This is a genomic window from Mucilaginibacter sp. (assembly GCF_964263795.1).
GTDB lineage: Bacteria > Bacteroidota > Bacteroidia > Sphingobacteriales > Sphingobacteriaceae > Mucilaginibacter.
Map to the genome: position 1 here is coordinate 1 of NZ_CAXVWK010000109.1, position 12914 is coordinate 12914.

Sequence of the window (12914 nt, forward strand, 5' to 3'; positions counted from 1 at the left end):
TGCCGTGTACGATAGGGATAGTGTGCATACCTACAAACGACCGGTAGGCGGTGTCTAAGATCGGCCCGTCAACAAATACACCGTTGGGGTTTGGCCTGTCCAAAATCATCAGTTCGATGTTGTTTTCAGCGCAAGCCTCCATCACGTAATGGAGGGTAGATATGTAAGTATAAAAACGCGCGCCGACATCCTGCACATCAAATATCACCAGATTAATGCCCTTCAGATCTTCTTTGGTAGGTTTACGATGCGTACCGTATAGCGAAATTGCAGGCAACCCGGTAACCGGATCTTTAGTGTCGTCTATCTCCGCACCATCTGCAGCATTACCCCTAAACCCATGCTCCGGGCCAAAGATCTTCTTTACACCGATTCCCAGCTTTACCAAACTATCCACCAACGGTGTTTTTTTATTACCGATAACAGATGTTTGATTAATGAGCATCGCAATGCTTTTGCCCTTCAGATAATCCAGGTAAGCGGTGGTTTGGTCGGCAGCGGTAATAATGGTTTTAGCTGTCGTTTTAGGCGCAGGTATTTCTTGCTTTTTGGTTGACTGCGCAAAATTGTCGCATCCAAAAAAAAGGCGGCTGACTAATAAAATGGGTAGGAATAACTTTACTCTCGTCATAATTTATAAAGTTAAAGCAAATTAAAAGGCGATATGTTTAACGTTAAAAACGCATATTTGCGAAGGTACAAAAATCATTCTGCATTGAGTTTCGCCAGGTTCATATCCAATCGTATAACATTCAAATCAAAACGCACGTTCTCCAAACTGATCGTGCGGATTGCTATTGTAGGCATTATGCTGGGGCTTGGTGTAATGATCCTGTCGCTGGCCGTAATTAAGGGTTTTAAGGGCGAGATAAAAAATAAAGTACGCGGCTTTGCCGGAGATATCCAGGTGGTAAAGCTGGATAACAACAACTCGTACGAGAACTCATCTTTTGTGGATAGCCCTGCCGTTGTAAAAAAGCTGAAAGGGATAACTGATGTTACCGATGTTGCACCGTATGCCACCAAAGCAGGTATACTGAAAGCCAATGACGAGATCGAAGGGGTAGTACTTAAGGGTGTAGATAAAACTTACAACTGGGACTACATCAAAAAATCGCTGGTGGCTGGTTCGGTGCTCAATTTTAATGACGATACCGAGCAAGTACTGATATCGCGCTATACCGCCAACCGCATGAAGCTAAAAACCGGCGACCCGTTGCTGATGTATTTTATACAAGAAGGGCAGTTGCCGCGCAAGCGCAAATTCAAGATCATGGGAATTTTTAATCTTGGAGTGGATGAGGTGGATAAAACCTTTGTTATTGGCAACCTTGCCCTGATAAAGCGCCTTAATGATTGGAAAAGCGGTGAGATTGGCGGTTACGAAGTACGCGTAAAAAACTTTGACAGGGTTAACAATGTCGCTAATGCAATTGATGATAATTTGCCGTTGATCCTGAAATCTTCCACCATAGCTGAAAATTACCCTACGATATTTGAATGGCTGAAATTGCTCGACGTAAATACGGTGGTAATGCTGGTGCTGATGACGGCCGTTGCGGTGATCAACATGATATCGGCATTGCTTATTATGATACTGGAGCGTACAGCCATGATAGGTATGTTTAAAGCCATGGGCGCAGGTAACTGGGTTATCCAGAAGGTTTTCCTGTACAACGCCGCTTACCTGATAGGGGTGGGGCTACTTTTAGGCAACGCGCTGGGGCTGGGCATTGGTTACCTGCAACTTACGACCCACGTTTTTAAGCTCGACCAGGCATCATATTACATGACTTTTGTACCTATTAAATTTGAGGCCGCCGATGTGCTATTGCTTAACGTGGGCACACTGGTAGTTTGCCTGATGGTACTTATTATTCCATCGATGCTGGTAACACGCATCTCGCCGGTAAAGGCCATCCGGTTCAAATAATTAAAATATGCGGTAGCTGATCCCGAAACGGATCAATTCGCCTTTGGCGGTATTATCATTAACTGAAGCGCTACCATTACCCACATATGCGTATTGCGCTGCAGGATCGGCATACATTTTGCCTGCCTGGTTAACCAGGCCGTGCGCATAGCTGGCATTAAATCCAATCCTGCCATAGGTTGCTGCAAGGCCGATCCTTAAACGCGTATCGTGCTTAACATTTATCCTGTCTCGGTTAGTAGTAACAGTACCCTCCTGGTAGTTGGCTTTGCCATGTTCGCGTTCTGAAGTTTTAAATGCGATATCTATTCCGGGCAAAACATCCAGTGCTACCTTGCCAAACTGTAACCGGTAGCCTATGTAAGGATTTAGGTTGATGAAGTTGCTTTGCAAATACGTGCGGCCACTGGCAGGGAATGCTATGCTATTGTAGTTTGGGGAGTTGTTTGGGTAGTAAGTATTAACGTTTATTTTGCTGCGCAACACCTCGTAACCAGCACCCAACCCTAAAATAAAGCCGTGCCTGCTAACCATCTGCGCTTGCAGAACACCACCATAGCTTACGCCATTTTTGTTACCATAAGGATTGTTGGTATAGGCCTGGCTAACATTTCCATCACCGAGGATAAGGCTTTCTGACGCCGACAGTCCGCCGTTGTAATGGTAAAGGCCGGAGTTGGCCTGCAAAGTTAGTTCGATCTTTTGCGCCGATACGCTGCCGGTAATGGCAACCACAAATAATACTGCTAAAATTCTTTTCATCGTTTACTGCCTTTAAAATTTACTTTTAAATTTAAACCGCCTGCACCAAATTTAATCTGTTGCGCACCCAGGCCATCCAGCGGGTATTTCAGGAAGGGTTCTATAATGAGTCGGTTGCTTTTGCCCAGCGGGTACCCCACGCCAAATGAAACGTTAAGCGTTTTGCCAAAATAAAAACCGTTAAAACTCTTGTTAGATGCTTCGTCGTCGGTTTTTATGGTGGTGAAATTGTTCACAACATTACCGTTTGCTGTAGCCACATTGGTGCGGTACTGGTAGCTGGCGGTGTACCGCTCATCGATAAAAGTGCCGGAGCTTAACCCTGCCGATATGTAAGTATCACTCTTTTGCGGATTAAACTCGTACTTGATATTCACCGGGATATCCAGGCCAACCAAGCGAGCACTGTAGTTTTGAAAAACCGGTACGTTATAACTGCTGGCAAAACCGGCATCTTTACTTAACGCCGCTGCCGATGCGTACGCTAAGCCACCATCGCGGGTTGGCGGCGCCTTATCATACTTAAGCGTATTCTGCGCTAACGAAACACCGGTAGAGAGCTTGAAATTGTTGCTCAGCTTTATATCGGATGTAAAACCGGCGCCTGCGTTGATCTGGTTAGCGCTGCCCTGTGCATAGTTAATATAGGTTGCAGCATACACGCTAAAATTTACCCTTTTATCTGCCTGCTTCGCCGGCTCACTTTTTTTGGCAGCTATCGCGTTATTTTCGCCCTGCATCAGTTCTACAATAGTTTTTGCAGGTTGTTGCGGGTTGGCGGCTATAGTAGTACTGTTAGCAACAACATGTGTTTCTGTAACTCCAACTGGTGATTGACTTGTTTTGCTCGTCACATCAGTATTTTTAGCTGTTGCAACTTCATCGGGTACAGCGGCAATAACCGGGTTGGTGATAGATTTGTCGGTAATTACTTTGCCCGGTGCCAAACCATCTGCCTGCCCCGGCAGGTATGTTTGTGCAGGTTGTTTGGCAATTGTAATTGCCTGATTTTCATTTTTTTGTATAGCTTCTGCAGGGGCTGCGCCCGCTGCTAAATCATTTGTACGTACGCTGCTTTTTGGTAACGCCGACCTCGCTTCGTCAGCTATCTGCGCGGGCTGCTGAGAGTCAATACTGCCCCGTGATGCAGCAGTGTCTGCAAGTATATTATTTAGGTTGCTGTCTCTGTTTAAGGTTTTTGAAGGTTTGTTACTGGCAAAGTTGCCGGCAGGTTCATCAGCCCTGTACAGCCAGATGCCCACGCCCAAAAATACAAGCAATACGGCGGCGGCACTGCCCCACCACAGCCAGGCAATTTTATCTTTCTTCCCCCCGGCAGGGAAGTTTTTACGCAGTTCCTGCCAACCCTTATCAGCAGGCGGATAAGGATAATCCTCAAACACCTCCCTGATGCGGTTCGTCAGCTCCTTATCAAACTTATCATCCATGGTTTTGTGTCTCTGTTGTAATCAACTGCCTCAGTTTATCTTTTGCCCGGCTTAAATAAACCCGTGATGAACTTGCCGGCAGGTTCAATATTTTACCTATCTCGTCGTGGTTGTAACCATCAATTTCGTACATGTTAAAAATGGTGAGCTGTATTTGCGGTAACTGCTTCATCAGCTTTAAAATATCCTGTGCATTAAGGCCCTCTATTACTTGCGCACTGGCACCAACGCCTACGGCTGCATCCAGATCGGTATTGGCCATAAACTTTAGCTCTTTACGGCGCCTGTCTATAGCGGTATTAACTACAATTGTGCGGAGCCAGGCCCTAAAAGGTTTATCGGTGTTATAGGTGCCCAGGTTGTTGAACACTTTAATAAAAGCGTCGTTAACAACTTCTAAAGCATCATCGGTATTTAAACTATAGCGCACGCTTATCCTCATAGCATAGCCATAAAACTGTTTATACAACAATTCCTGATATTTAAGGCTACCTGTTTTACACTTACCTACAATTTCGTCCTCGGTAAGGCGGTGAGTTAGTTGCATTAATAGATTTGAACCCGCGTTTAAGATGTTTACGCAGCGTTTAATACAAACGCTACAAATGCTTTAAATTAGTTGCAGGGCTTTTACTGCAAAACTAAAAAAGCCATCCTTATAATAAGGATGGCTTTTTTAGTTTATGTGCTATTAATTAATTAGTCCTTTTTAAATCGTAACGATAGTTAAGCGTATCGCCCTGGTTAAACAGGATGATGAGGTTGCTGTTACCATCGTAGCTGTACAAATAAGTTCCGTACAGGTGTATTTTAGGTGGGGTGCCGGTTTTTGGAAAAGTTTCGTCATCAAAGGCTACGTAAGTTTGATTAATGCCGTAATGGCCTTTGCTGCCTGCATGTACAGTAGCTGTATCTCCCAAAACCTTAAAACCTACACCGTTTTCTAAAACCAGCTGTATGTTAGCTTTTTTAAGCGTATCTATAGTGGTTTGATTTACTTTTTTGCGCAGTAATTTAAATGTGCCGCTAAATGTACCATTGGGGTAGGGAACAGGTGTGGTATTGGCGTTGTTATTATTAAAACATCCGCTTACCAAAACAGCAAGTATCAACGTAAGCGGAACCAGTGGGATAAATTTTCTTTTCATAAATTTCAGTTACTATAATGGTTACGGGGCTCGCAACTAAAACGTAACAGCAGGCAAAATATTTTTTAAACCTTTTTTGCCTCATTCCAAAATACATCCATTTCGGCAAGTGTCATATCCTGTAATTTCTGGCCGCTAGCAGCCGCCTTACTTTCCAGGTACTGGAAACGTTTAATAAACTTACGGTTGGTTTTTTCGAGCGCGTCCTCGGGGTTGATGTTAATGAACCGGGCGTAGTTGATGAGCGAGAACAGCAGGTCGCCAAATTCCGCCTCGGCTTTTTCATGGTCTATAGCGGCATCATTGGCCACATTAAATTCGTCTTTAAATTCCTGCAACTCTTCTTCTACCTTGGCCCAAACCTGGTCTTTATTATCCCAGTCGAACCCAACGCCACGGGCTTTTTCCTGGATGCGTGATGCTTTAACCAGTGCCGGCAACGATGCAGGTACACCACCCAGAACGGATTTATTGCCTTCTTTCAGTTTTATTTGCTCCCAGTTACGTTTTACATCTTCCTCATTCTGCACCTCAGTATCGCCATAAATATGCGGGTGGCGGTTAATGAGTTTATCACAGATCCCATTCAGCACGCCGGTGATGTTAAAATCATTGGTTTCTGATGCAATGCGCGAGTAAAATACCAGGTGCAGCATAATATCGCCGAGTTCCTTTTTTATCTCGTCGCGGTCACCGCTGAGTATGGCGTCTGATAGTTCGTACGTTTCCTCGATAGTCAGGTGGCGCAGACTTTCCAGCGTTTGTTTTTTATCCCATGGGCAGTTCAGGCGCAGGTCGTCCATAATGGTCAACAGGCGTTCGAAGGCTGCGGATGGGGTACTGGCGGTAATTGGCGCTGTAATAGGCATAAATAAATTTATATGATGCAAAGGTATTAAATGGTTTGCAGTTATGCGGAGCGGGTGTGTGGTTTGGTGCGGGGAGCGGGGGCTTGGGAGCGAGGAGTGAGGTTTTGGAATGGGGTTTCAAGCGCAGGATTAAGGTTCACTGTTGTTACTCACTACTCACCTCTACTGATACCGCCCGCAGCATTTCTCTTTTTCCGGGTGCGCCGGGTGCCTTTTGTACTTTGAGGCCGAGTGATTTGATGATGCGCTTAAGGTTGCCGGTGATGGCGTAGGTTACAAACACACCGCCGGGCTTTAAAAATTTAAGGGTATGTGTAATGGCGGCTTCTTCCCACATTTCGGGCTGGTGGGCTGATGCGAATGCATCGAAATAGATCACATCAAACAGGTGCTCGTTGCGATAGTCGGCCAGTTTGCGGGCTGCTATTTGTAGCTGGCAGTAATCGTTAAGCTGTACAACGCTCGTCATCGACTGGCGGTAACTGGCAATAAAGGCATCCCAAATTTCGCCCGGCACATAATTGTCATACCCGGTTTGGGATATAAGGTCATTGCTTAAAGGGTAAGCTTCCACACCGGTATAGTAAAGCTGAATTTGCTGCTGCGTACAATAATCGGCACTTAACAAAAAATTAAGTCCGGTACCAAAGCCAACTTCCAGTACCGATACCGATGGAGCAAGATTGCCGCTATGCTCTAAAAAATATTGCAATCCCTGGTTGATGAATACGTGCCGGCTTTCTTGCAAGGCCCCGTTACGCGAGTGATAATTTTCGCCAACGTGCGAATTGTAAATGGTGTTTGATCCATCTGCAGTGGCAATAAGCTGTAAATGGCCGGGCTGTTCGTCGGTAGGCATAGTGGAAGTGAAATTCTCAAATATAAATTCTAAATCCTAATGGGTATGGCTTTAAATTGTAGCAGCCATTAAAATTTCAACACCGGCGATTACGCTACCTTTGCCAATAAGCGGTTTAAGCGATTGCAGTAATCGGGAAGCGAGATCTGGCCTTTATCATAAACTTGTACAAGTTCATCCAGCTGGCGGGCAACGTCCATTCTGTCTGTTTTATCTTTTGCCGATTCGCCGATGGTGCGCAGGGTAGCCAGTTTTTGTACCGCAGCTTTCTGCATAAAAAGGGGCTTTACATCTTTCGTGCCGTTAAGCATTATTTGCATTTTGCGTTTTTGCAGCTTGTCGAACTTCAGTATCAGGTAAACAATAACCGCGCTCGTTACCAGGAAAAATAACGGGATAAATAACGGTGACGATGAAAAAGCAGGCGTGTCCATAACATTAAGTACTGTGTAATGAAAGTGTTTACGTGTTTAAACCACTCTTGGTTTCAGGGTTTTTTGTTTAAAGCAAAAAAAATTTATATGTTGAAATATTTCGATAGCCGCATTTTAAGCAAAGCGTTTACCTTTGCGTTATGCTAACAAGGCGCCTTAAAAATCCTATCCTGTTAATAAGCAGTGTAATTGCTGCGGTTATATTAAATGTTTCTTTGGCCCAAGGGCAAACCAAAAAAGAAAAGGCAAAAGCCGAAGAAAGCGTAAGCTCGTTCCGGTTCAAAACCATCGTAATAGATCCCGGGCATGGCGGCAAAGACCCTGGCGCGCATGGCAGCTATTCTAACGAAAAGTCTGTTGCGCTGAGCATCGGCAAAAAGCTGAAGGAGGCCATTAACGACCAGCTAAGCGGGGTTAACGTGATTATGACACGCGGCAGCGATAAATTTATAGAGCTGCACCGCCGGGCCGATATTGCTAACGAAAACAAAGCCAACCTGTTCATTTCTATCCATTGCAACTCTACACCAGAGCGGGTAGGCAGCCGCCGCGGAACGTTGCTGTTAGTATATGGTTTTCACCGCAAGCAGGAGCAATTAGAGGCCCTACGCGAGAACGCGTCGATCTTTATTGAGAAGGATTACCAGAAAAAATATAACGGTTACGGCGATGATGCTGCCGTTAACGCGATAGTGCTGGCTGCGTTTCAGCAGCGTTACCGTAAGCAAAGCGTACTGTTTGGTGATTTGCTGAACACTGAATTTAAAAATGCCGAGCGCCGCACCATTGGCGTTAAAGAGCAGGGTGTACTGGTGCTACAGCAAAGCGGCATGCCCGGCCTGCTGATAGAGACCGGCTTTATCAACAACCCGGAGGACGAGCGGTATCTTAATTCTGATGAAGGGCAAAACGTAATTGTACGTTCGATTATGAAGGCGATTGCAAAATACCGGAGCAACCTGAACGAGCAATAAAGTAGCTGTTTTATGTTAACCCACCTTTTTTGCAAATTGTTGATATACAGTTATTTATGTTACTAGTTAACGAAAAAGTGTAAACCTTTGTTAACCTTTATCACAAAAAACTGTGGCCTGGGTTCGGCGTCCCTAGTAGCTTCAACATTCGGCAATGACTAGGTACCAGGAGCGGATTTACACAATTTTTTACCAAACTCGGTACCCGCTCTTCCTGTGGCATGGATTTTATTACCTTTAGCTAAATCAACCATTACGCGTATGAAAGCTGCTATTAAAACGTCCAGGAGGGACTTTATCAAAACGGGCTCGGTAAGTGCAGCGGCATTGCTGCTGGGTTCTAAATTATCGGCTTTTGCAGCACCGGGTAAAAAGCTGGGTATTGCGCTGGTTGGTTTAGGCGGCTACAGTGGCGGGCAGCTAGCGCCTGCTTTGCAGCACACGGCAAACTGCTATCTTGCCGGCATTGTTACCGGTACCCCTGCAAAAGCGAAAGACTGGGCGGCCAAATACAACATCCCGGCTAAAAATATTTACAACTACCAAAATTTTGATGAGATAGCCACCAATAAGGATATCGATATAGTTTACGTGGTGCTGCCGGTATCCATGCACAAAGAATTTACCATCCGTGCGGCACGCGCGGGCAAGCACGTGATATGCGAAAAGCCGATGGCCCTGAATGCCTCCGATTGCCGGGAGATGATAGCGGCGTGCAAAAAAGCCAACAGGTTGCTGTCGATAGGTTACCGCCTGCATTTTGAGCCGCACAACCAGGAAGTTATGCGCCTTGGGCAAAAACAGGTATTTGGTAAAGTTAACCAAATTGATACAGGCAACGGCTTTACCTACAATGGCGACCCTAATGCCTGGCGTTTAAAAAAGGCACTATCCGGTGGCGGCGCACTGATGGATATGGGCATCTACTCCATTCAAGGGTCACGTTACACATTAGGGCAGGAACCCATTGCTGTGAAAGCCCGTCAGGAAAAAACCCGTCCCGAACTTTTCAGGGAGGTTGACGAAACAATTTACTGGGAACTTAAATTCCCCGGCGGTGCAAAGGTTACCGGTAAATCAAGTTACAATAACAACTGGAGTTACCTGGATCTAACAGCGCAGAAAGGCAAATTTAAGCTGGAACCCGCATTTGGTTATGGAGGGTTAGACGGCACGGTAAATGGCAAACCTATGAACGTACCGAACAACATTCAGCAAGCCGCGCAGATGGATGATTTTGCTAACTGTGTAAGGCTCAACAAACAAAGCCGGGTGCCGGGCGAAGAAGGCCTTAAAGATATGAAAGTGGTAGATGCCATATACCGTAGCCTGGCCAGTGGCAAGTGGGAGAATATTGTATAATCAAATATCCACCGCCAAACAGGTTTAGCCGTTAATTTGTCTTCTCGGAGATTGATTTAATTGCGCGATCAAGCTCGTTAGCGCTATCGATAAGCATAGTAGTTATGCTTAATAGATTCTGGTCGATATCCATATTTTGAATAATGCCTGAAAGCCCCATAATGTTGGCCAGTGGCTTACGTACCAAATGTGATTGCAAAAATCCAATTTCGTTTAATTTCCCTGTCTTGTTTTCAATTTCGGCCTTCGCGTCATCCAGTTGATGGGTAATATCTATTTGCTCGGTAATGTTGTGGCCTACGCAAAATATGCCTAGCGGGTTATTGTCGTCGTCAAAAAGTGCCTTAAGTTCCCATTGGGTAACAACAAACCCACCTTTACCATCGTGTTTACGCAGCGTTGCAGGCAGTAGTTTGCCGGGGTTTTCAAAGCAGCGCCCGCCAACCTGCTGGCATATCTTAATATCATCGGGGTGCAGGGTAATGTAAAAGGGCTTCCCTACTAAAGATTCGTTCAAAAAATCAAAGTTGCGGTTATAGTGGGGGCTCACGTAAACGTAACGGTTATCCATCCCAATAATTAGCGAGTAATAAAACGATGAACCTTCTAAAAGCCGGATAAGTTGGTCTACACCTTTCATAAGCAGTGATATTATAGTTACAATAATAATTATATATTTTGTTTGAGGTTGATGGAAAGCAAAATTTTTTAGTTCGAATTAAATTGAATCTAGACAATAACCCTCTTAATCAGCTAACTAATTAGAATGTAATTAGATTTATGATAACATTTTACACGACTGACTGTAAACGCTATATTTACCTCAGCACAGATTTATGCTAAGTATCTATATGCGCATCAGAAGATTGATCTTGTTCATGGTGATTCCCCAACTATTATCGCTGCTGGGGTGTAAGCCAAGGTCGATCTACGGCAGTAATACCGAGGTAGGCAAATATTATGATATCAATGGCATTAAGCTATATGTGGAGCAATACGGTAAAGGCGAGCCATTACTGATGATTCATGGCAACGGTGGCAGCATGAGCGCTTTTAGTAAAAACGTGCCGTATTTTGCTAAACGATACCGCGTGATCCTGGTAGATAGTCGTGCGCAGGGCAAATCGACCGATCCCGGCGATACACTTACCTACGAGCAAATGACGGATGATTTTGCAGCGCTGCTGGATACCCTGAAAATCCCCAAAGCATATGTTATCGGCTGGAGCGACGGAGGGATCAACAGTATTGTAATGGCTATGCGCCACCCGGACAAGGTGATCAAATTTGCATCCACAGGGGCCAACCTCTGGCCGGATTCTACCGCTATCAACCCATCCGACTGGAAGAATGAGTATGATTATTACAACCGTCATAAAAACCGCATCTGGACAACTGACGAAGGAAAAAATTCATGGAAGATATTTAAGCTGGACTGGGAAGAGCCTAATATCAAACTTGCCGATCTTCAAAAAGTCAAATGCCCGGCTTTGATCATTGCCGGCGATCATGACCTGATTTGTGATGCGCACACGCGTCTTATCCAGCAAAACATTCCCGGCTCGAAACTTTGGATAGTTAAAAATTCAGGTCACGCCACGCTTATAGAGCATGCAGCAGAGTTTAACAAACGGGTAGACGATTTTTTCAGAGACAAATAGATTGTCATTACTTTCTCAAAAAAAGATGTTTAAACATCTTTTTTGTTTCCAATGTGAAACCTTTATATATCTTTGGTTCGTAAAATATAAACACTAAAATTTTAATACAATGAAAAAGATTCTATCAGTATTAGCAGTAGCTGCTTTTATGCAAACAGCTGCATTTGCACAAAGCACCTGGAAGGTTGACAAAGCGCACTCACGCGTAACTTTCACTATCACCCACTTAGCGGTAAGTGATGTTGACGGTGTTTTTAAAGATTTTGATGCTACCATTGTAGCTGCTAAAGAAGATTTGAGCGATGCTAAAGTTAGCTTTTCTGCAAATACTGCTTCAGTAAATACTGATAACGACAGACGCGACGGCCACTTAAAAGGCGAAGAATTTTTTGATGTTGCCAAATATCCAACGTTAACTTTTGTAAGCACAGGTATTAAACCTGCAGGCGCCGGTAAATTTAAACTGACTGGTAACTTAACATTACATGGCGTTACTAAACCGGTTGTTTTTGATATGCTTGCCCGTACAGGTGTAAACCCAATGAGCAAACAATCTGTAACAGGTTTAAAAGTTACCGGTACCATCAAACGTTCTGATTATGGTTTTGGCAGCAAATATGGCCAGCCAATGCTGAGCGACGAAGTTACATTAGCTGCTAACGGCGAGTTCGCAAAAGCTAACTAATTAGTAGTTAAGTTTGCCCATAAGATTTAGGCAGGCTATAAAAAAAGCGGTCCTGGTAATACACCAGGACCGCTTTTTTTTATTAAACGTTATTTGATTTTTTTAAATGCGGATAAAGGTCATGGTTTTGCCAATGAATTTAAAGTGCCAGTAGCCTTTTACTTTTAGCTTGCCATCTTTATCTATATAGGCAGACGAATTCCAGTGACGGCCGTTCTTAGCATCGTAAATAATGCCATCTTCCCATGAATTACTTTCGGGCGAGTAAACCAGTTTTTCCAAAACGTTCATACCTAATATTTTGCGGGTACGCAGGACAGGGTCGGGGTTTTTCTTATCGGTCCATTCTTCCATCTTCTTGGTTTCGCCTTTGTTGCTAAACCAAATGATCTTTGCTTTAAACTCGTCATCCACTTTATAAACCTGTACCGTCAAATTCTTTTCTTCGGTTTGCCATTTGCCGCAGATCATCTCCGAAGCCACGGTTGTACGGGTACTGTTGCTGTTGTTCCCAACGAACAGCAGCAAAGAAAAAAAGCTGAGTAGAAACTGGTAGCTCATAAATTGTTGACTTGTAATATGCGTAACACGCAATTGTAATGCCAATTTATGACTTTAGTATTACAAATACAATAGCTCTTGATTATTTGATTTACAACGGTTTAAGGCCGGAGCGCCCAACTTTCATTTTGATCTATAAAAAAAGCATCGTCTTCGCAAACGTTATCGTACACAAAACGCCCGCGTGGGTTATCGCCTAAACTGTTTTCTTATATATT

At 44.3% G+C, this 12914-nt stretch carries 15 protein-coding genes; 5 read left to right on the forward strand and 10 right to left on the reverse strand.

Annotated features, from left to right (window positions below):
- The coding region (locus tag ACE5CV_RS17200; protein WP_374951429.1) for an exo-beta-N-acetylmuramidase NamZ domain-containing protein at nt 1–631 on the reverse strand (631 nt) is incomplete at its 3' end.
- An 84-nt stretch (nt 632–715) separates the two neighbouring features.
- On the opposite strand from ACE5CV_RS17200, the gene ACE5CV_RS17205 reads away from it, so the two are divergent.
- The gene (locus tag ACE5CV_RS17205) at nt 716–1933 is read left to right on the forward strand and encodes an ABC transporter permease (RefSeq protein ID WP_374951430.1); all 1218 of its coding nucleotides are present in this window, start codon (nt 716–718) and stop codon (nt 1931–1933) included.
- Here ACE5CV_RS17205 and ACE5CV_RS17210 read toward each other — a convergent pair whose 3' ends face one another.
- The 7 genes from ACE5CV_RS17210 to ACE5CV_RS17240 all read right to left on the reverse strand — a co-directional run bounded on the left by ACE5CV_RS17210 (nt 1934) and on the right by ACE5CV_RS17240 (nt 7453).
- On the reverse strand, nt 1934–2695 hold the full coding sequence (locus tag ACE5CV_RS17210) for a hypothetical protein (protein WP_374951431.1): 762 nt from the start codon (nt 2693–2695) through the stop codon (nt 1934–1936).
- Nucleotides 2692–4143, reverse strand: a complete 1452-nt coding sequence (locus ACE5CV_RS17215) for a hypothetical protein (RefSeq protein WP_374951432.1) — start codon at nt 4141–4143, stop codon at nt 2692–2694. The genes ACE5CV_RS17210 and ACE5CV_RS17215 overlap by 4 nt, the downstream gene beginning before the upstream one ends.
- Nucleotides 4136–4690, reverse strand: coding sequence for an RNA polymerase sigma factor (locus ACE5CV_RS17220; protein WP_374951433.1), 555 nt, complete (start codon nt 4688–4690; stop codon nt 4136–4138). The genes ACE5CV_RS17215 and ACE5CV_RS17220 overlap by 8 nt, the downstream gene beginning before the upstream one ends.
- 148 nt (nt 4691–4838) lie before the next feature.
- Nucleotides 4839–5291, reverse strand: a complete 453-nt coding sequence (locus ACE5CV_RS17225; protein WP_374951434.1) for a hypothetical protein — start codon at nt 5289–5291, stop codon at nt 4839–4841.
- Nucleotides 5292–5356: 65 nt separating this feature from the next.
- Entirely contained in the window at nt 5357–6160 is an 804-nt protein-coding gene (gene mazG / locus ACE5CV_RS17230) for a nucleoside triphosphate pyrophosphohydrolase (protein ID WP_374951435.1), read from the reverse strand.
- 145 nt (nt 6161–6305) lie between these two features.
- On the reverse strand, nt 6306–7019 hold the full coding sequence (mnmD, locus tag ACE5CV_RS17235; RefSeq protein WP_374951436.1) for a tRNA (5-methylaminomethyl-2-thiouridine)(34)-methyltransferase MnmD: 714 nt from the start codon (nt 7017–7019) through the stop codon (nt 6306–6308).
- Between the two features lie 89 nt (nt 7020–7108).
- The gene (locus tag ACE5CV_RS17240) at nt 7109–7453 is read right to left on the reverse strand and encodes a hypothetical protein (RefSeq protein WP_374951437.1); all 345 of its coding nucleotides are present in this window, start codon (nt 7451–7453) and stop codon (nt 7109–7111) included.
- Between the two features lie 140 nt (nt 7454–7593).
- Between ACE5CV_RS17240 and ACE5CV_RS17245 the strand changes: the two genes are divergently transcribed.
- Both ACE5CV_RS17245 and ACE5CV_RS17250 read left to right on the forward strand, forming a co-directional pair.
- The gene (locus ACE5CV_RS17245; RefSeq protein WP_374951438.1) at nt 7594–8427 is read left to right on the forward strand and encodes an N-acetylmuramoyl-L-alanine amidase; all 834 of its coding nucleotides are present in this window, start codon (nt 7594–7596) and stop codon (nt 8425–8427) included.
- Nucleotides 8428–8688: 261 nt separating this feature from the next.
- Nucleotides 8689–9789 (forward strand): Gfo/Idh/MocA family oxidoreductase, encoded by a 1101-nt coding sequence (locus ACE5CV_RS17250; protein WP_374951439.1) that lies wholly within the window; start codon nt 8689–8691, stop codon nt 9787–9789.
- Nucleotides 9790–9820: 31 nt separating this feature from the next.
- Here ACE5CV_RS17250 and ACE5CV_RS17255 read toward each other — a convergent pair whose 3' ends face one another.
- Complete coding sequence (locus ACE5CV_RS17255; RefSeq protein WP_374951440.1) at nt 9821–10429, reverse strand: hypothetical protein; 609 nt, start codon at nt 10427–10429, stop codon at nt 9821–9823.
- 196 nt (nt 10430–10625) lie between these two features.
- Here ACE5CV_RS17255 and ACE5CV_RS17260 point away from each other — a divergent pair, with 196 nt between their 5' ends.
- Complete coding sequence (locus tag ACE5CV_RS17260) at nt 10626–11450, forward strand: alpha/beta fold hydrolase (protein ID WP_374951441.1); 825 nt, start codon at nt 10626–10628, stop codon at nt 11448–11450.
- Between the two features lie 109 nt (nt 11451–11559).
- Nucleotides 11560–12135 (forward strand): YceI family protein, encoded by a 576-nt coding sequence (locus ACE5CV_RS17265; protein ID WP_374951442.1) that lies wholly within the window; start codon nt 11560–11562, stop codon nt 12133–12135.
- A gap of 102 nt (nt 12136–12237) precedes the next feature.
- On the opposite strand, the gene ACE5CV_RS17270 is transcribed toward ACE5CV_RS17265, so the two are convergent.
- Entirely contained in the window at nt 12238–12696 is a 459-nt protein-coding gene (locus ACE5CV_RS17270; protein WP_374951443.1) for a DUF2147 domain-containing protein, read from the reverse strand.
- Between the last annotated feature and the right edge of the window lie 218 nt (nt 12697–12914).

What these genes read in the sequence shown, in the direction of transcription:
- ACE5CV_RS17210 (WP_374951431.1), bottom strand. Translation starts at nt 2,695, where the DNA reads ATGAAAAGAATTTTAGCAGTATTATTTGTGGTTGCCATTACCGGCAGC.
- ACE5CV_RS17215 (WP_374951432.1), bottom strand. Translation starts at nt 4,143, where the DNA reads ATGGATGATAAGTTTGATAAGGAGCTGACGAACCGCATCAGGGAGGTG.
- ACE5CV_RS17220 (WP_374951433.1), bottom strand. Translation starts at nt 4,690, where the DNA reads ATGCAACTAACTCACCGCCTTACCGAGGACGAAATTGTAGGTAAGTGT.
- ACE5CV_RS17225 (WP_374951434.1), bottom strand. Translation starts at nt 5,291, where the DNA reads ATGAAAAGAAAATTTATCCCACTGGTTCCGCTTACGTTGATACTTGCT.
- mazG (WP_374951435.1), bottom strand. Translation starts at nt 6,160, where the DNA reads ATGCCTATTACAGCGCCAATTACCGCCAGTACCCCATCCGCAGCCTTC.
- mnmD (WP_374951436.1), bottom strand. Translation starts at nt 7,019, where the DNA reads ATGCCTACCGACGAACAGCCCGGCCATTTACAGCTTATTGCCACTGCA.
- ACE5CV_RS17240 (WP_374951437.1), bottom strand. Translation starts at nt 7,453, where the DNA reads ATGGACACGCCTGCTTTTTCATCGTCACCGTTATTTATCCCGTTATTT.
- ACE5CV_RS17245 (WP_374951438.1), top strand. Translation starts at nt 7,594, where the DNA reads ATGCTAACAAGGCGCCTTAAAAATCCTATCCTGTTAATAAGCAGTGTA.
- ACE5CV_RS17250 (WP_374951439.1), top strand. Translation starts at nt 8,689, where the DNA reads ATGAAAGCTGCTATTAAAACGTCCAGGAGGGACTTTATCAAAACGGGC.
- ACE5CV_RS17255 (WP_374951440.1), bottom strand. Translation starts at nt 10,429, where the DNA reads ATGAAAGGTGTAGACCAACTTATCCGGCTTTTAGAAGGTTCATCGTTT.
- ACE5CV_RS17260 (WP_374951441.1), top strand. Translation starts at nt 10,626, where the DNA reads ATGCTAAGTATCTATATGCGCATCAGAAGATTGATCTTGTTCATGGTG.
- ACE5CV_RS17265 (WP_374951442.1), top strand. Translation starts at nt 11,560, where the DNA reads ATGAAAAAGATTCTATCAGTATTAGCAGTAGCTGCTTTTATGCAAACA.
- ACE5CV_RS17270 (WP_374951443.1), bottom strand. Translation starts at nt 12,696, where the DNA reads ATGAGCTACCAGTTTCTACTCAGCTTTTTTTCTTTGCTGCTGTTCGTT.